We start from the raw sequence: 16,856 nt of genomic DNA on the forward strand, positions 1-16,856 counted from the left end.
AGGCGGTGACCTCCTCGGCCGGCGACCTGACCAGCAGGGCAACGCACTCGACGTGGGCGGTCATCGGGTACTGGTCGTACGCCCGCAGATCGGCCAGCTCGTAGCCGTGCGGGGCGAACCAGGCGATGTCGCGGGCCAGGGTCGCCGGGTCGCAGGAGACGTACACGATCCTGGACGCCTCCAGCGCCGCGACCCGGTCGACGACGGGACGGCCGAGCCCGGCCCGCGGCGGGTCGGCCACCACGAGGTCGGCCCGCTCGATCTCCAGACGGTCGAGCGCCTCCTCGACCCGGCCCCGCTCCACGCTCGCCTGGGGCAGGTCGCGCAGGTTGAACCGGGCGTCCTGGACCGCCTGCGGCTCGGACTCGACGCCGAGGACGGCCCCCTCGGGCCCGACGGCCTCGGCGAGCCCGGCGGCGAACAGCCCGGCCCCGCAGTAAAGATCGAGCGCCCACTCCCCCGGCTCGGGCCGTCCCAGCTCGATCACCGCCCCGAGAAGGGTCGCCGGCGCGCCGGGATGGACCTGCCAGAACCCGCTGGCGGTGACCCGGTAGTCCCGGCCTGCCACCTGCTCGACGAGCGAGGCCCGGCCGCTCAGCGCGCGGGTGCCGCGCCTGCCCTCGTCGAGCAGGACGGAGGCGTCGACGTCGGGCAGGTCGGCCCGGCGCCGTGGCAGGGGCTCGACGATCACCGCGCGGTCGCCGCCCGAGGAGGCGACGACCTCGACGGCCGCGGCCCCCCGCCAGTCGCGGCGCTCCGCGCCCACCTCCTCGACCCCCGGATGCGCGATCGGGCAGTGGTCGACGTGCTCGATCTCATGGGAACGGTGGCGGCGCAGCCCCAGTGAGCCGTCCCTGTCGGCGGCGAACTGGACCCGGGTGCGCCAGCCGAGACCGCCGGGCGCCCCCGGGACCTCCTCCACGACCACCTTCCGGTCGATCCCGGCCAGGCGGCGCAACTGCTCGGCCACCACCTCGGCCTTGAGGCGGCGCTGGGCGTCCAGGGAGGCGTGCTGCCAGTCGCAGCCCCCGCAGCGGCCGGGGCCGCTGAACGGGCACGGCGGGCTCACCCGGTCGGGCGAGGGCTCCAGGATCTCCACGGCGTCCGCGCGCAGGAACCGCGCGGTCTCCTCGGTGATCTCCGCGATCACCCGCTCGCCGGGCAGGGCGTGGCGGACGAACACGACGCGCCCCTCGTGCCTGGCCACGCACCAGCCGCCGTTGGCGACAGCGCCCACCGTCATCTCCACCCGCACCGGGGCCTCCTTCTCGCCCTGCGGCGTCGTCCGGGTCGGCATGCGGTCCATCATGCCTTGATCTGCTCGTCCTTCGGTGCCGGCTGGCGGTACGGCCGCCGTACGGCGCCGGCCGCGGCCGGGTAGGCGCGCCGCTTGAGCCGGTCGGACGAGGCGAGCTGCCACGGCACGCTCGTCACCATCACCCCGGGCTTGAACAGCAGGCGCCCCTTGAGGCGCAGCGCGCTCTGGTTGTGGAGCAGGTGCTCCCACCAGCGGCCGACCACGTACTCGGGGATGTAGACGGTCACGACGTCGCGCGGCGAGCGGCGGCGCAGCGACTTGACGTAGTCGAGGATCGGGCCGGTGATCTCCCGGTACGGCGAGTCGAGGATCTTCAGCGGCACATCGATGCCACGGCGGTCCCACTCCTCCTGGAGCCGGGCGGCCTCCTCCGCGTCCACGCTGACCGTCACCGCCTCCAGCTTGGACGGCCGGGTGGCCCTGGCGTACGCGAGCGCGCGCAGAGTCGGCTTGTGGATCTTCGAGACGAGCACGATCGCGTGGTTGCGGGCGGGCAGCATCGACTCGTCGGCCTCGCCCTCCTCCGGCGCCGCGAGCTCCTCCGCCACCCGGTCGTAGTGGTGCCGGATGCCCTTCATCATCAGGAAGAGCAGCGGCATCGCGATGCAGACGATGTACGCGCCGTGGGTGAACTTGGTGGCCAGCACGACGACGAGCACGATGCCGGTCATGACCGCGCCGAAGCCGTTGATCACCCGCGAGCGGATCATGCGGAAGCGCACCCTGGAGTCGGTCTCCGTCTTGAGGTGCCGCGTCCAGTGGATGACCATGCCGATCTGGCTGAGCGTGAACGAGACGAACACGCCCACGATGTACAGGTTGAGCAGCTTGCTGACGTCGGCGTTGAAGGCCCAGATGAGCAGGCAGGCCCCGGCGGCGAGGATGACGATGCCGTTGCTGAACGCCAGGCGGTCGCCGCGGGTGTGCAGCTGGCGCGGCAGGTACCGGTCCTGGGCCAGGATCGAGCCCAGCACGGGGAAGCCGTTGAACGCCGTGTTGGCGGCCAGGAACAGGATGAGGGCGGTCACCGCGGCGATGACGACGAACAGGACCGACCCGTCGCCGAAGACGGCCGAGGCGACCTGGGCGATGATCGGCTGCTGGTAGTAGCCGGGCCCCGCCGGGTGCCCGTTGATGATGACGTCGCGGGCGACGCTGGCGGGGTCGGTGACCTTCACCCCGGCCTTGAGGCCGAGGAAGATGATCCCGCTGAACATCGTGACCGCGATCAGGCCCATCATCAGCAGGGTCGTCGCGGCGTTCCTGCTCTTGGGCTTGCGGAAGGCCGGGACGCCGTTGCTGATCGCCTCGACGCCGGTCAGGGCGGCGCACCCGGAGGAGAAGGCGCGCAGGACGAGGAACGCCAGGGCGAACCCGGCGAGGTCGCTCTGCTGCGCGATGATCTTGAAGTCGGCCGTCGGGGCCCGCAGGTCGTCGCCGAGCACGACGAGCCGGAACAGGCCCCACAGGATCATGCCGATGACCGCGGCCATGAACGCGTACGTGGGGACGGCGAACGCGACGCCGGACTCCCTGATGCCGCGCAGGTTCATGATCGTTAGCAGGATGACGATGGCGATCGCCACCACGGCCCGGTGCTCGGCCACGAACGGGATCGTCGCGCCCACGTAGTCGGCGCCGTTCGCGACCGACACGGCCACGGTGAGGACGTAGTCGACGAGGAGGGCGCTGGCCACCGTGAGGCCGGCGGTCGGGCCCAGGTTGGTCGTGGCCACCTCGTAGTCGCCGCCGCCGCTCGGGTAGGCGTGGACGTTCTGCCGGTACGAGGCGACGACCACGAGCATGACGAGCACCACGGCCGCCGCGACCCACGGGCTGAAGCTGTAGAAACCCGCGCCGGCGATCGACAGGATGACCAGGATCTCCTGCGGCGCGTACGCCACGGAGGACAGGGCGTCGCTGGCGAAGACCGGGAGTGCCACGCGTTTGGGCAGCAGCTGGTGGTGGAGCTGGGTGCTTCTGAGAGCCCGCCCCACGAGAAGCCGCTTGACAAGATCTGTCACCTTTGACACGTCTGTTGAGCCTAGTCCTTCAGCGCCCCGCCCGGGTCACGTGGTGGCACGCAAGCGCGACATACTGTCTGCGATAGGAGTCCGCCACAACGGCACGGCGGGGGAGCATGCATATCGTGATCATGGGATGCGGGCGGGTCGGGTCGACTCTCGCGCACATCCTGGAGGACAACGGGCACTCGGTCGCCATCATCGACCGCGATCCCCAGGCCTTCCGCCGGCTCCGGGCCGGCTTCCGCGGACGGCGGGTGACGGGCATCGGCTTCGACCGCGACGTGCTGGAGGAGGCGGGCATCAGCTCGGCCGCCGCCTTCGTCGCCGTCAGCAGCGGCGACAACTCCAACATCATCTCAGCGCGCGTGGCACGGGAGATGTTCGGCGTGGACAACGTCGTGGCCCGCATCTACGACCCCCGGCGCGCGGAGGTCTACCAGCGGCTGGGCATTCCCACCGTCGCCACGGTCCGCTGGACGGCCGACCAGATCCTGCGCCGGGTGCTTCCCGAGGGCGCCGAGCCGCTGTGGCGCGACCCCACCGGCACGGTGATCCTCGCGGAGGTCGCCTTCCACCAGAGCTGGATCGGCACCCGGGCGCGGGCGATCGAAGAGGCCACGGGCGCACGGCTGGCCTTCGTCAACCGGATGGGCGAGGCGCTGGTCCCCAAGGACGACACCGTCATCCAGGAGGGCGACCTCATCCACCTGGTCGCCGCCGAGAACGACATGGACCGGATCAACAAGGTGCTGTCCGGCCCGCCATCCGACGAGGAGCACTGATGCGCGTCACCATCGCCGGCGCCGGAGCCGTCGGCCGCTCCATCGCGGCCGAGCTCCTGGAGAACGGCCATGAGGTCCTGCTCATCGACATCGACCCGCGCGCCATCAAGATCGAGAGCGTCCCGCGCGCCGAGTGGCTGCTGGCCGACGCGTGCGAGATCTCCTCGCTGGACGAGGCCGGGCTGAACAGCTGCCAGGTCGTCATCGCCGCCTCCGGCGACGACAAGGTCAACCTCGTCGTCTCACTGCTCGCCAAGACGGAGTACGGCGTGCCGCGGGTCGTCGCCCGGATCAACCACCCCAAGAACGAGTGGCTGTTCAACGAGTCGTGGGGCGTCGACGTCGCCGTGTCCACGCCGCGCCTGCTGTCGGCCCTGGTCGAGGAGGCCGTCAGCGTGGGCGACCTGGTGCGCCTGATGACCTTCCGCCAGGGCCAGGCCAACCTGGTGGAGCTGACGCTCGCCGAGGACGCCCCCGTCGTCGGTCAGCGGGCCGGGTCGGTGCCGTGGCCGGTCGACGCCGCGCTCGTCGCGATCCTGCGCGAGGGCCGGGTGCTGGTCCCCTCGGCCGACGACCCGCTGGAGGCCGGCGACGAGCTGCTGTTCGTGGCGAGCCAGGAGGTCGAGCAGCAGCTGTCGGCGCTGCTGTCGGCCCACTGACACCCCGCACGCGAAGACGGCCCCGGACCTGGCGAGGTCCGGGGCCGTCTCACGTCGGTGCGGCCGTTCAGGCCGGCTGCTCCGGCCCGTACGGCGGGTCAGCCGGCTGGATGGGGGTGCGCCCGCGGGCGAGCACCCACACCATGGCGGCCAGACCGGCCACCTGGAGCGGCCAGCCGAGCGCGATCTTGGCGATGCCCAGCGCGGCGACCTGGTTCGCGTAATACAGCGGGAGCTGGACGACGACGCGGAGCAGGCACGGCAGCATCAGCAGCCACGTCAGCCGCGAGCACAGGCGGACCAGGGCGGGATCGGAGTGCCAGGCCGTCGGGTCACCGGTGACCGATCCGATGAGGAAGCCCACGATCGGCCACCGGACCGCGATCGACAGCAGCATCCCGGCGGCGTACGCCCCGTTGTAGAGGATCCCCGGCAGGAAGACGTCCTTGGCGTCGCCGGTCCGGGCGGCGAAGAACGCGCCGATCCCGATGCCGACCAGGCTGTTGAGCACGAACTGCGGCGTGGTCCGCTGCGCGATCCGGAGCAGGAGCAGGATCACCGCCGAGCCGATGCCGATCACCAGTGAGGGCTTCAGCTCACTGGTCGCCACGAACGCCACCGTGAACGCGATGGTGGGGACCGCCGCCTCGACGATCCCCCTCCTGCCACCCAGCGCCTTGCTCATCTGGGCACGGACGGCCGCCTCCACGGTGGCGTGCGCCGCCGGCGCGGCCGCCATGTCCGCTGTGCTCATACGGTCTCCTGAGAGATCACGGGCCACCAGCCGGGCGCAGCTCGTAGCGGGGATTGAACATCACCTTACGGCCGTCCTGGACGCTCACCAGGCCCTCGGCCTTGACCACCCGGCCGGGCTCGATGCCGACGATCTTGCGGCGGCCGAGCCAGACGAGGTCGATAACGTCGGATCCGTCGTACAGCTCGGCCTCCAGGGCCGGCGCGCCTCCGCGCGGCCGGAGGGTGACGGTGCGCAGCGTGCCCGCCACGCAGAACCTCTGCCGGCCGCCGCACCGGGCGATCGGCGTCGCGCCTTGGCGCCCCAGGTCCTCCTGAAGCTCAGCGGCCTCCAGCTCGGCCTGACTCGTCGTCAGCCGGTGGAAGAAGCCCCGCAGTCCGCCGCGTTTGGCAGGCTCCGGCGTGCCCATCGGTCGCTCACCCAGCTTCCTCGTCCGCGGTTCCCGCGGACCGTGGTCGTGCCGTCTCAAGGTTAGGGGACGGTTCCCCCGCAGCATACGTGAGGCGTCCCCCGGCCAGAAGGACGGGAAAGGGCACGGCTTGCCCCCGGCATCGTCAACGTGCGGGGGACCGGGAGGTGCCCCCGCGGGCTCAGCGGGTCTCCGTGATCTCCGGACCCCGCTCGAACGGCCGGAACTCCTCCTGCTCGGCCGCGTGCTGCTCGACGGCCTGCCGGGCCTCGGCCGGCAGCCGCAGCTGGATCGGCTCCTTGGGCGGCATCGGGTCGTCGCCCCGGACGACCACGACTCCGCGCACCACGTCCTCGAGGACGGCTGCGGCCGCCTCGTCGAGCGCGGCCCGTCCGCTGATCACGGCCCGCAGGAACCACCGCGGACCGTCCACCCCGAGGTACCGGACGGGCTGGAGCCCCTGCCCCTGCCCCTGTGCCGGGACCTGCGCGGCCAGCTCGGGACCGAAGGGGCCCACCTGCTCCCGCGCCGTGCCGCCCGCGGCCGCGACCTCGCGCGCCAGCTCGGCCCGCACCTCTTCCCAGATGCCGCTCCGCTTGGGGGCGGCGAACGCGTGCAGCTGGAGGGCGCTCTCCTCCACGAGGACGACGGCGCCGTCGATGTGCTCGCCCGCCATGCTGAGCTGCACCTCGAATCCCGGTCCGATGGGCAGCAGCAGGCCGCCCAGGTCGACCCGCTCGGCCTCCGGGTATCCCTCCTGCGCGTCCCACGGGCCGTTCTCACGGGCCGGGTCCGGGGCGGGCCTCTCCTCCCGCGCGACGACCGGTGTCGTCTCCTCCTCCGCGCGTCGCCGGCGTCCGAACACTTCCTTCACTCTCCTCATGTCTGCGGCTCACCACCATCGAGGGGCCGCCGGCGGCCTCGCCCCGGCGCTCCCCCGCCCGGTCAGGCCCCTGTCGAGCCGAAGCCGTTCGCGCCCCGGACGGAGCCGGGCAGGCGGTCCACCTCGTAGAAGGCGGCCCTCTCCACCCGCTGGATCACCAGCTGGGCGATGCGGTCGCCTCGCCTGAGCCGTGCCGCGTTCTTCGTGTCGGTGTTGAGCAGCGTCACCTGGATCTCGCCCCGGTAGCCCGCGTCCACCGTGCCGGGGGCGTTCACCAGCGTCACGCCGAACGTGGCGGCCAGCCCGGAGCGCGGGTGGACGAACGCGGCGTAGCCGTCCGGCAGCGCGATGGCCACGCCGGTGCCCACCACGACCCGCTCGCCGGGGAGGAGCTCCACGTCCTCCACGGCGTACAGGTCGGCCCCGGCGTCGCCGGGATGGGCGTACGACGGCAGCGGAAGCCCCGGGTCGAGCCGGTGGATCAGCACCTCGACGCCCGCTTCCACGTTACGCTCGCTCACGAGGCAAGACCCTACCTGTTGCGGTGGGGCGAGACCGCCTCTCCGGCCGTCGCCGGCGGGTGTGCCGCGTCGGGCTCGGGCTCGGGCTGTCCCGGTTCGTCTGGAGATGCCGCAACCGCCGGGGGCACCTCCTGCCCGGTGAGCTCGTCGGACGGCTCGGGGGGCGCCGGCGCGTCGGGATGCTCGGCCGCCGGGAGTGCCTGCTGGTCGCGCCGCAGCTCGGGCAGGGCGCGGTAGATGACCGCCGTCAGCGGCACGGCCACCACGGCGCCCGCGATGCCGCCGAGGACGCCGCCGACCGCGAGGACGAGGATGATCGCCAGCGGGTGGAACGCCAGGGCCCGGCCGACGATGAGCGGCTGGAGCACGTGGTTCTCCAGCTGCTGCTCGACCACCAGGATGCCCACGAAGATCAGCGCGTAGAACCAGCCCTGCGAACCGAAGGTCACGAGCGTCGCGAGGCCGCCCGCGAAGAGGATGCCGACGATCGGGATGAAGCTGGCCAGGAAGACCAGCACCGCCAGCGGCGCCCACAGCGGCACCCGCATCCCGGCCAGGACCACGCCGATCACGATCCCGTGGATGGCCGCGACGGCCACCGTGCCGTGCACGTAGTGGGAGATCGTCGCCCACGCGGCACGGCCCGCCCGGTCGACCCGGGGCGCGGCGCGGCCGAAGGCCCGCAGGAACCACGTCCAGATCCGGTCGCCGTCCTTCAGCAGGAAGAAGGTGATGAACAGGATCAGCACGATCGAGGTGAGCACCTCGACGACCGCTGTGGCACCGGTCAGCAGCGTGCTGGTGATCTGGCTGCGCTGCTGGTTGACCTGGCTGCTCAGCTCGTCGACGAAGTCGGCGATCTGCGCCTCCTTCAGGTGGAACGGTCCGTGCAGCAGCCAGTCCTGGGCGTTGCGCGCGGTCTGCTGGACCTGCGCCACCAGACGCGGGAACTCCTCGTTGGCCCGCAGGCCGATCATGAAGCCGATGCCTACCATCACCGCGAGGCCCAGCAGCATGGTGATCCAGGTGGCGTATATGGGCCGCAGGCCGGCTGTGCGCAGCCGCCTCGTCAGCGGGTACAGCAGGGCGGTCAGCAGCAGCGCGACCGCCACCGGCAGGACGACGAAGCTGAGCCGGCCGATGATCAACGAGACGACGTAGACCATCGCGCCGAGCAGCAGCAGGCGCCAGCTCCACGCGGCCATCGTGACGAGAGCCGGAGGGACACCCTCGCTCTCGCGTCGGTTAGACGAGATCACCTGTCCAGCCTGGCATGTCCGCGCTCCAAACGCGCAGCCGTTTTACCCGGCGGCCCCCGGGGACGGGGGACCGCGACCCGCATCCGGGAAAGTCCTTGCCAGGACTTTGCCCGGACGGGGTGTCGTACCCGTGCTCCGCGCCTACGCGGTCAGGCCCCCAGCGTGGCGGTCACGGTGAGCGGGGCGTCCGCGTCCGCCGCGGCCTCGGCGGGCGCCTCCAGCACGAACTCCTCCACGTTGCCCGCGGCGCACAGGTCGTCCTGCGCCTGGCGCACCAGGCCGGCCTGGGCGCCGGTCACGACGAGCCGGGAGACCTCGGCGCGCATCGAGAGCCTGGCCTCGGACTTGGCCCGGCGGACCTGCCGCAGCACCTCCGCGACCGCGTCCAGCACGGCCGGGTCGCCGTCCGCGCCCGCCGCCAGGTCGTCCGGGGAGGGCCAGGCGGCGCGGTGCACCGACCCGTCGCGCCACCACGACCAGACCTCCTCGGTCACGAACGGCAGGAACGGCGCGAACAGCCGCAGCAGCACGTCGAGCGCCTGCCGCAGCGCCGCCACGGCGGACGGGTCGCCGTTGTACGCCCTGGCCTTCACCAGCTCGACGTAGTCGTCGCAGAAGGCCCAGAAGAACCGCTCGGTGCGCTCCAGGGCCCGCGTGTAGTCGTAGCCCTCGAACGCCTCGGTGGCCTCGCCCACCACGGCGCGCAGGGCCGCCAGCATCGACCGGTCGACCGGCTCGGTGACCTCCGGCGTCCCGCTGGGCTCGAAGCCCAGCACGAACTTCGACGCGTTGAGGATCTTGATGGCCAGACGCCGGCCGATCTTGATCTGGCCGGTGTCGAAGGCCGTGTCGGTGCCCGGCCGCCCGCTGGCCGCCCAGTAGCGGACGGCGTCGGAGCCGTACTCCTCCAGCAGGCTCATGGGCGTGACGACGTTGCCCTTGGACTTCGACATCTTCTTGCGGTCGGGGTCGAGGATCCACCCGGAGATCGCGGCGTGCCGCCACGGCAGCCCGCCGTGCTCCAGATGGGCCCGGACGACCGTGGAGAACAGCCAGGTACGGATGATCTCGTGCGCCTGGGGCCGCAGGTCCATCGGGAAGACCCGGCGGAACAGGTCGTCGTCCCGCTCCCAGCCGCCCGCGATCTGCGGGCTCAGCGAGGACGTCGCCCAGGTGTCCATGACGTCCGGGTCGGCCACGAAGCCGAGCGGCTTGCCCCGCATGTCCTCGGTGAAGCCGGGAGGCGTGTCGGACGAGGGGTCGACCGGCAGCGCCGACTCCGGCGGGGTGATCGGCGCCTCGTAGACGGGCTCGCCCTCCGCGTCGAGCGGGTACCACACCGGGATCGGCACGCCGAAGAAGCGCTGCCGGGAGATGAGCCAGTCGCCCGCCAGGCCCTCGACCCAGTTCTCGTAGCGGACCCGCATGTGCGGCGGGTGCCACACCAGCTCGCGGCCCCGATCGAGCAGCGCGGCCCGCAGGCCCGCGTCCCGGCCGCCGTTGCGGATGTACCACTGGCGGGTGGTGACGATCTCGAGCGGGCGGTCGCCCTTCTCGTAGAACTTCACCGGGCGCCGGATCGGGCGGGGCTCGCCGTCCAGGTGGCCGGACTCCCGCAGCATCTCCACCACGCGCTCGCGCGCGCCGTGCACGGTCCTGCCCGCCAGCTCCGCGTACGGCCCGGCGGGGACGCCCTGGGGCGGCTCGGGGAGCAGGCGGCCGTCCCAGCCGATGATCGGGCGGGTCGGCAGGTCGAGCTCGCGCCACCAGGTGACGTCCGTGACGTCGCCGAAGGTGCAGATCATCGCGATGCCGGAGCCCTTGTCCGGCTCCGCGAGGTGGTGGGCCACGACGGGCACCTCGACCCCGAAGACCGGGGTGCGGACCGTCGTGCCGAACAGCGGCCGGTAGCGCTCGTCGTCCGGGTGGGCGACCAGCGCCACGCAGGCCGGGATCAGCTCGGGGCGGGTCGTCTCGATCCACACGCGGTCGCCGAAGCCCAGATCGCGCTGCCCGGGGGACAGGTCGAAGCCGATCCGGTGGAAGGCGCCGGGCCACTCCCGGTCCTCCAGCTCCGCCTGGGCCACCGCGGTGCGGAACGTGACATCCCACAGCGTCGGGGCCTCAGAGACGTACGCCTCGCCGCGGGCGAGGTTGCGCAGGAACCCGCGCTGGGACGCGGCCCGCGCGCCGTCGTCGATGGTCGCGTACGTCATCGACCAGTCGACCGACAGGCCGAGGCGGCGCCACAGTTGCTCGAACGCCTTCTCGTCCTCGGCGGTGAGCCGCTCGCACAGCTCGATGAAGTTCCTCCGCGAGATCGGCACCTGCCGCTTGGGGTCGGGCCGGTCCGGCGGGACGAACGCCGGGTCGTACGGCATCGAGGGGTCGCAGCGCACGCCGAAGTGGTTCTGCACGCGGCGCTCGGTGGGCAGGCCGTTATCGTCCCAGCCCATCGGGTAGAAGACCTCGCGCCCCCGCATCCGCTGGAACCGGGCGATCGTGTCGGTGTGCGTGTAGGAGAAGACGTGACCCACGTGCAGGGACCCCGACACGGTGGGCGGCGGCGTGTCGATCGAGTAGATCTCGTCCCTGCTCCGCGTCCGGTCGAACCGGTAGACGCCCCCGGCCTCCCAGCGCTCTACCCATACCGCTTCCAGGCCGTCGAGTGCGGGTTTCTCGGGCATGGCTGCGGGGAGTCGCTGTTCGGTCATGCCTCCACATGGTATGGCGTGCGCCGACTCCCGGCGTGGAGACACTAAGGTCGTTATCGAGGAGGAATCATGGCGGACATGGCGCGGGAGGCCCGGCGGGAGCTGGGCGCCTCGGAGAAGCCGGACATGCAGTGGCGGCTCGTCGGCGGGCTGCTCGGCCTGGTCGTGGGGTTCGCCTCGCGCAAGGTCCTGGCGTTCGCGTGGGAGAAGGCGACGGGCCGCAAGCCGCCGGCGAGCGCCGACTCCCCCGACATCGGCCTCGGCGAGGCGATCGCCTACGCCGTGGTGATGGGGCTGGGCATGGAGGTCACCCGGATCGTCGCGACCCGGGCGGCGGCCAAGAAGTGGCGCTCCTGGAAGGACGCCGCCAGGGACCTCACGCCGTAAGCTGCTCCTCCGCGACGCCCTCCCCCGACTCCAGGGCCGTGAGGAAGTCGCTGGCCCACTTGTCGACGTTGTGCGTGGCCACCCGTCGCCGCAGCGACCGCATGCGGCGCGCCAGCTCGTGCGGGGTGGCCCGCATCGCGGCCAGCATGGCCCGCTTCAGGCCGTCGATGTCGTACGGGTTCACCAGGAAGGCCTGGCGCAGCTCGTCGGCCGCCCCGGCGAACTCGCTGAGCACGAGCGCACCCCTGAGATCGTGACGGCAGGCGACGTACTCCTTGGCCACCAGGTTCATGCCGTCGCGGAGCGGGGTCACGACCATGACGTCGGCCGCGCAGTACAGCGCCGCCAGTTCCTCCTTGCTGTACGACTGGTGGAGGTAGGAGATCGGCTGGCGGCCGATCACGCCGTGCTCGCCGTTGATCCGGCCCACCCGCAGCTCGATGTCGTTGCGCAGCCGGCGGTACTCGTCGACGCGCTCGCGGGTCGGCGTGGCGACCTGGACGAACACCGCCTCCCCCGGCTTGATCGCGCCGTCGTCGAGCAGCTCGCCGAACGCCTTGAGACGCTGGCCGATGCCCTTGGTGTAGTCGAGCCGGTCCACGCCGAGCAGCACGTGCTCGGGGTCGCCCAGCTCGGCGCGGATCTCCTTGGCCCGGCGCAGGACGCGCGGCTCGCGTACGAGCTGGTCCAGCTCGCCGAAGTCCACGGAGATGGGGAACGCCTCGGCGCGGACGGTCCGGCCCTCCATCAGGATCTCGTTGCGGTGGTTCTGCAGGCCGAGCAGCCGGCGGGACAGCCGGACGAAGTTGGACGCGCCGCCGGGCCGCTGGAAGCCGACCAGGTCGGCGCCGAGCAGGCCCTCCAGGATCTCGTTGCGCCAGGGGAGCTGGTTGAACAGCTCGGCCGGCGGGAACGGGATGTGCAGGAAGAAGCCGATCTTGAGGTCGGGGCGCAGCTTGCGGAGCATGGCCGGCACGAGCTGCAGCTGGTAGTCCTGCACCCAGACGACGGCGCCGGGCGCGGCCGCGTCTGCGGCGGCCCGCGCGAAGCGGTCGTTGACCGCCCGGTAGGCGTCCCACAGGACGCGGGAGTAGGTCGGCTTGGCCACGACGTCGTGGTAGAGGGGCCACAGGGTGGCGTTGGAGAACCCCTCGTAGTACAGCTCGACCTCGAGCCCGGAGAGCGGGACGGGGATGAGGTGCATGCCCTCGTGGTCGAACGGCTTGAGCTCCTCGCCCGCCGCGCCCGTCCAGCCGAGCCAGGCGCCGTCGCGCCGCTGCATCACGGGGGCGATGGCCGTCACGAGCCCGCCGGGGCTGCGACGCCACTCCTTGTCCCCCACCCGGTCCACCGGGAGGCGGTTCGCGACGATCAGAAACGAGCTGGTGCCACGCATTAACCCTCCAGGGTCGCCTGTGACCACCAAACGGAAAGCCACCAAGGCCACCCATACCCGTAAGGACGTGCACAATTCACGCTCTGACGTGTGAGGATGATCTCATCGGCGTCACCCGAGGTCTCCAAGCGTCCGACCTGCGGGTGACAGTTTCCTACCCCCTGATGGGGTCGGCCCGGAGGCCCCGATTCGGCCCGGCGAGATCACGACGAGCCGCCTCCCCGGAGGCGCGGCAAAGCGAAAGAGTTCAGGCGGGGGGCAGGGCGCGCTGGTGGCGGAGGTCGGCCCGTACGGCCTGGGCGAGCTTGCGGGTGGCGGCCCGGTTGAGGGCACCTCCGGCGACGGCGCCGGTGAGGAAGGGGCCGAGGGTGGTGAGGTGACGGCCGAGGGTGCGCATCAGGCGGTTGCGCAGGGCGGTCTTGGCGGCGGTGCCGAGGGCGAGGGTGGCCGAGCCGGGCGCGAGGGGGTTGACGCCGCGTTGCTTGGACCAGGCGAGGGCGAAGGCGGTCGCCCGCTGGGAGCCGTTCCCGGGGACCTTCACGCCGTACACCTCGTGGAGCTCCGCGAGGAGCTTGACCTCGATCGCGGCGACGACGAGGGTCTCGGCGACGATCTGGGCGGGGGCCGACAGCAGGAGCGGCGGCGCCGCGAACTCGGCCGCGGCGAGCGCTCCGCCGACCGCGCCGACCGCCATGGTCGCCTTGCCGGCGGTGCGGACGAGGTCGTCGGCGAGTTGCTCGCCGGTCAGCCCGTAGTGGTGCTCCTGCAGGGTGGCGTAGTCTCTGACCGGTAACCGCGGGGCGATGTTCATGAACACGTCGGCGAGCCATCGTCCCCGTCCCGCCCCCGACGCGCGCGCCTTCCTCGCCGATTCCGCGAGCGCTCCGCTGAGGCGGCCGAGCAGCCGACGCCGCTCGGCCCCGTCCGTCTCCCCAGGGGCCACGAGCTTGCCGACCAGGTCGGCCACCTCGTCGTTCGATCGATCCGCGTCTGAAGTCAACGGATCCTCCTAAGGGTCTCCTAGGCCGCGCACTCCCGGCACACCTGCTGGCCGTTCTTCTCTGAGGCCAGCTGGCTGCGGTGGTGCACCAGGAAGCACCGCGAGCAGGTGAACTCGTCTGCCTGCCGAGGAATCACCCGCAGCGAGAGCTCCTCGTTCGACAGGTCCGCCCCCGGCAGCTCGAGCGACTCGGCGAGGTCGGTCTCGTCGATGTCGATGCTGCCCGACGACTTGTCGCTCCGCCGTGCCTGAAGCTCCTGGAGGCTGTCCTCGCTCAGGTCGTCGTCGGTCTTACGCGGGCTGTCGTAGTCGGTAGCCATCTGCGTACTCCATCCCCCTCATCTATCTGCCTGCGCCTGTGTCGCGCGTCTTCAACGCTCGGGAGGCCGTCGTTGTGCCCGCGGGGGCCAGGAAATTGTGCAATCGGTACCCGCTTGGACGAACGATGAACCTTCCGGCACGGGAGGGGTATGCCGCCTAAGGCTCTGGTTAGCCAAATATGGCGCAAACCACAGTATCGACGGTATGACCCCCACCGCGTTCGACGGCACATCCAACCACATGTACGGCGCGCACGCTCCATCAGCGCGCCGACTGCGGCGACCCAGGAGTCACCCCGGTTCCCGATAGACGTACCGTCACCACGAGCCCCCCGCCGTCTCGGGGAACGGCGGCCACGCGGCCCCCGTGCGCACGGACGATCGCGCGCACGATGGACAGCCCGAGACCCGCGCCCTTGGCGGATTGCACCCGGTCGGCGTTCAGTCGCCGGAACGGCTCGAACAGGCTCTCCACCTCGTACGCGGGAACATGCGGTCCCGTGTTCGCGACCTGAACAACGGCACCCCCGTCGACAATTCCCGAACGGATCCAGACTTTTCCTGATGCGCCGATGTTGTGCTTAATACCGTTCTCGACGAGGTTCGAGACGCACCGTTCGATGAGAACGGGATCTCCTGTCGTCGCCGCCGGATGAAGGTCGTATTCGACCGTGACCCCTTCCTCCTCGGCGAAAGGCGTCAGCTGCTCGACCGCCGTCCGCGCCACCTCCTGGACGTCCACCGGCTTGCGGACCGACAGCTCGCGCTCGCTGCGGGCGAGCAGCAGCAGTCCCTCGATCAGCCTCTCGTTGCGGGCGGTGGTGCCGAGCAGGGTGCGGCCGAGCACCTTGAGGTCCTCGGACGCCTCCGGGTCGGACAATGCCACCTCCAGCACGGTCCGGTTGATCGCGAGCGGGGTCCGCAGCTCGTGGGAGGCGTTGTCGACGAACCGCCGCTGGGCGTCGAAGGCGGTGTTGAGCCGGGTCAGCATGGCGTCGAAGGTGTCGGCCAGCTCCTTCAGCTCGTCGTCCGGGCCCTGGAGGTCGATCCGCTCGTGGGCGAGCGAGGTCTCCGACAGCTTGCGGGCCGTGGCCGTCATCTTCTTGATCGGGCGCAGCGCCCGGTCGGCCACCACGTACCCCAGGATCAGCGCGAGGATCCCCACGCCCAGCAACGCCATGAGCGACCGCGTCAGCAGGTGCGCCCGGGCCGACTGGATGGCCTCGTTCTGCACGTGGGTCCACCAGTTCTGGTACCACTCGACGGCGCCCGCGGGCGCGTCCTGCGGAAGGTCGAGCCCCGGCCACGCGGAGGTGATGGCCATGCCCACGAGCGTGTACATGACGAACAGGAGCAGCGCCCCCGCGACGAAGAACAGCGCGCCGTAGGTCAGGGTCAGCCGCCAGCGGATGCCGATCCGCCCGTTCAGCGCCTTGATCTCGTCGAGGAGGTGGCGCTGGATCGGGTGGGCGGTCAGCGGCGGCGGGCCGTCCCAGGCGGGCGGGCCGCTGGGCGGCGGCGGCACCTGGCTGCGGTACGGGCCGGTGCCCATGGGCGAGCTCATCCGGCGGCCGGGGCGGGCCTCCGTCTCCTCTCCGTGCCACCGCGCGGCGGTGCCGGGCGGCGGGATGATCTGCGGAAGCGCGCCCTCCGGACGTCCCCCGCCCTCGTGCTGCTCGCTCACGGCGCCGTCTCCCCCCTGACACGGCCGGCCACGTTCACAGGCGGTACCCGACGCCCGGCACGGTCTCGATGACCTGGGGCTCGCCGAGCTTCTTGCGCAGAGTCATCATCGTCACCCGGACCACGTTGGTGAACGGGTCGATGTTCTCGTCCCAGGCCTTGTCGAGCAGGTCCTCCTGGCTGACCACGGCCCCCTCGGCGCGCATGAGCTCCTCCAGCACCGCGAACTCCTTCTTCGTGAGGGGGACCTCCTTGCCGTCCCGCGTCACGAGACGCTTGCCGGGGTCGAGCGTGATGCCCGACCGTTCCAGGACGGGCGGCAGGGCCGGCGCGGAGCGGCGGCCGAGCGCCCGGACCCGGGCGACCAGCTCCATGAACACGAACGGCTTGGCGAGGTAGTCGTCGGCCCCCAGCTCCAGTCCCTCGACCTTGTCGTCCACGTCGCCGGCGGCGGTCAGCATGATGATCCGCGAGGCGGTCCGCTGGGCCACCAGCCGGCGGGCGACCTCGTCCCCGTGGATCTTCGGCAGGTCGCGGTCGAGGACGATGACGTCGTAGTCGATGTACCCGGTCTTCTCCAGCGCGGCGGCGCCGTCGTAGGCGACGTCCACGGCCATCGCCTCCCGGCGGAGGCCGGTGGCGATCGCGTCCGCGAGCACCCGCTCGTCCTCCACCACTAGCACACGCATCGAAGTCCTCCTCATCAGGCACAACGCCTTCATTGTGGCCATATTCGACGTAAGA

Annotated in this window: 16 protein-coding genes; 3 read left to right on the top strand and 13 right to left on the bottom strand. The window is 71.6% G+C overall.

Annotated features, from left to right (window positions below; translation table 11 throughout):
- A partial coding sequence (locus MPTA5024_RS28745) for a class I SAM-dependent RNA methyltransferase (RefSeq protein WP_332310635.1) occupies nt 1-1,297 on the bottom strand: 1,297 nt, incomplete at its 3' end.
- An 8-nt stretch (nt 1,298-1,305) separates the two neighbouring features.
- The gene (locus MPTA5024_RS28750; RefSeq protein ID WP_036330267.1) at nt 1,306-3,351 is read right to left on the bottom strand and encodes an APC family permease; all 2,046 of its coding nucleotides are present in this window, start codon (nt 3,349-3,351) and stop codon (nt 1,306-1,308) included.
- A 107-nt stretch (nt 3,352-3,458) separates the two neighbouring features.
- Between MPTA5024_RS28750 and MPTA5024_RS28755 the strand changes: the two genes are divergently transcribed.
- Nucleotides 3,459-4,127, top strand: a complete 669-nt coding sequence (locus tag MPTA5024_RS28755; RefSeq protein ID WP_036330269.1) for a potassium channel family protein — start codon at nt 3,459-3,461, stop codon at nt 4,125-4,127.
- A complete protein-coding gene (locus tag MPTA5024_RS28760; RefSeq protein WP_036330271.1) occupies nt 4,127-4,786 on the top strand; it encodes a potassium channel family protein in 660 nt (219 codons plus the stop codon). Before MPTA5024_RS28755 ends, MPTA5024_RS28760 begins: the two co-directional genes overlap by 1 nt.
- 67 nt (nt 4,787-4,853) lie before the next feature.
- Here MPTA5024_RS28760 and MPTA5024_RS28765 read toward each other — a convergent pair whose 3' ends face one another.
- The 6 genes from MPTA5024_RS28765 to valS form a co-directional block, all read right to left on the bottom strand.
- Nucleotides 4,854-5,540, bottom strand: a complete 687-nt coding sequence (locus MPTA5024_RS28765) for a DUF3159 domain-containing protein (RefSeq protein WP_051458795.1) — start codon at nt 5,538-5,540, stop codon at nt 4,854-4,856.
- A gap of 16 nt (nt 5,541-5,556) precedes the next feature.
- A complete protein-coding gene (locus MPTA5024_RS28770) occupies nt 5,557-5,949 on the bottom strand; it encodes an OB-fold nucleic acid binding domain-containing protein (RefSeq protein ID WP_036330273.1) in 393 nt (130 codons plus the stop codon).
- A 181-nt stretch (nt 5,950-6,130) separates the two neighbouring features.
- Nucleotides 6,131-6,832, bottom strand: coding sequence for a DUF3710 domain-containing protein (locus MPTA5024_RS28775; RefSeq protein WP_442922098.1), 702 nt, complete (start codon nt 6,830-6,832; stop codon nt 6,131-6,133).
- Between the two features lie 62 nt (nt 6,833-6,894).
- Nucleotides 6,895-7,353: a dUTP diphosphatase gene (gene dut, locus MPTA5024_RS28780; RefSeq protein WP_036330274.1), complete on the bottom strand. Its 459-nt coding sequence runs from the start codon at nt 7,351-7,353 to the stop codon at nt 6,895-6,897.
- A gap of 11 nt (nt 7,354-7,364) precedes the next feature.
- Nucleotides 7,365-8,612 carry an AI-2E family transporter gene (locus tag MPTA5024_RS28785; protein ID WP_232326685.1) on the bottom strand — a complete coding sequence of 416 codons (1,248 nt, stop codon included), beginning with the start codon at nt 8,610-8,612 and terminating at the stop codon, nt 7,365-7,367.
- Between the two features lie 149 nt (nt 8,613-8,761).
- Nucleotides 8,762-11,326, bottom strand: coding sequence for a valine--tRNA ligase (valS, locus tag MPTA5024_RS28790; RefSeq protein ID WP_036330278.1), 2,565 nt, complete (start codon nt 11,324-11,326; stop codon nt 8,762-8,764).
- 69 nt (nt 11,327-11,395) lie between these two features.
- On the opposite strand from valS, the gene MPTA5024_RS28795 reads away from it, so the two are divergent.
- The gene (locus tag MPTA5024_RS28795; RefSeq protein ID WP_084370079.1) at nt 11,396-11,713 is read left to right on the top strand and encodes a DUF4235 domain-containing protein; all 318 of its coding nucleotides are present in this window, start codon (nt 11,396-11,398) and stop codon (nt 11,711-11,713) included.
- Here the strand turns inward: MPTA5024_RS28795 and MPTA5024_RS28800 are convergent.
- From MPTA5024_RS28800 to MPTA5024_RS28820, 5 genes are all read right to left on the bottom strand, one after another.
- The gene (locus MPTA5024_RS28800) at nt 11,703-13,109 is read right to left on the bottom strand and encodes an alpha,alpha-trehalose-phosphate synthase (UDP-forming) (protein WP_036330280.1); all 1,407 of its coding nucleotides are present in this window, start codon (nt 13,107-13,109) and stop codon (nt 11,703-11,705) included. The genes MPTA5024_RS28795 and MPTA5024_RS28800 overlap by 11 nt on opposite strands.
- A 247-nt stretch (nt 13,110-13,356) precedes the next feature.
- Nucleotides 13,357-14,109, bottom strand: coding sequence for a hypothetical protein (locus MPTA5024_RS28805; RefSeq protein WP_036330282.1), 753 nt, complete (start codon nt 14,107-14,109; stop codon nt 13,357-13,359).
- Between the two features lie 20 nt (nt 14,110-14,129).
- Nucleotides 14,130-14,429, bottom strand: coding sequence for a DUF4193 domain-containing protein (locus MPTA5024_RS28810; RefSeq protein ID WP_030454398.1), 300 nt, complete (start codon nt 14,427-14,429; stop codon nt 14,130-14,132).
- A 262-nt stretch (nt 14,430-14,691) separates the two neighbouring features.
- The gene (locus MPTA5024_RS28815; RefSeq protein WP_063794796.1) at nt 14,692-16,113 is read right to left on the bottom strand and encodes a sensor histidine kinase; all 1,422 of its coding nucleotides are present in this window, start codon (nt 16,111-16,113) and stop codon (nt 14,692-14,694) included.
- A gap of 34 nt (nt 16,114-16,147) precedes the next feature.
- On the bottom strand, nt 16,148-16,801 hold the full coding sequence (locus MPTA5024_RS28820; RefSeq protein WP_036330285.1) for a response regulator transcription factor: 654 nt from the start codon (nt 16,799-16,801) through the stop codon (nt 16,148-16,150).
- Between the last annotated feature and the right edge of the window lie 55 nt (nt 16,802-16,856).

The organism is Microbispora sp. ATCC PTA-5024 (genome assembly GCF_000511135.2).
GTDB lineage: Bacteria > Actinomycetota > Actinomycetes > Streptosporangiales > Streptosporangiaceae > Microbispora > Microbispora corallina.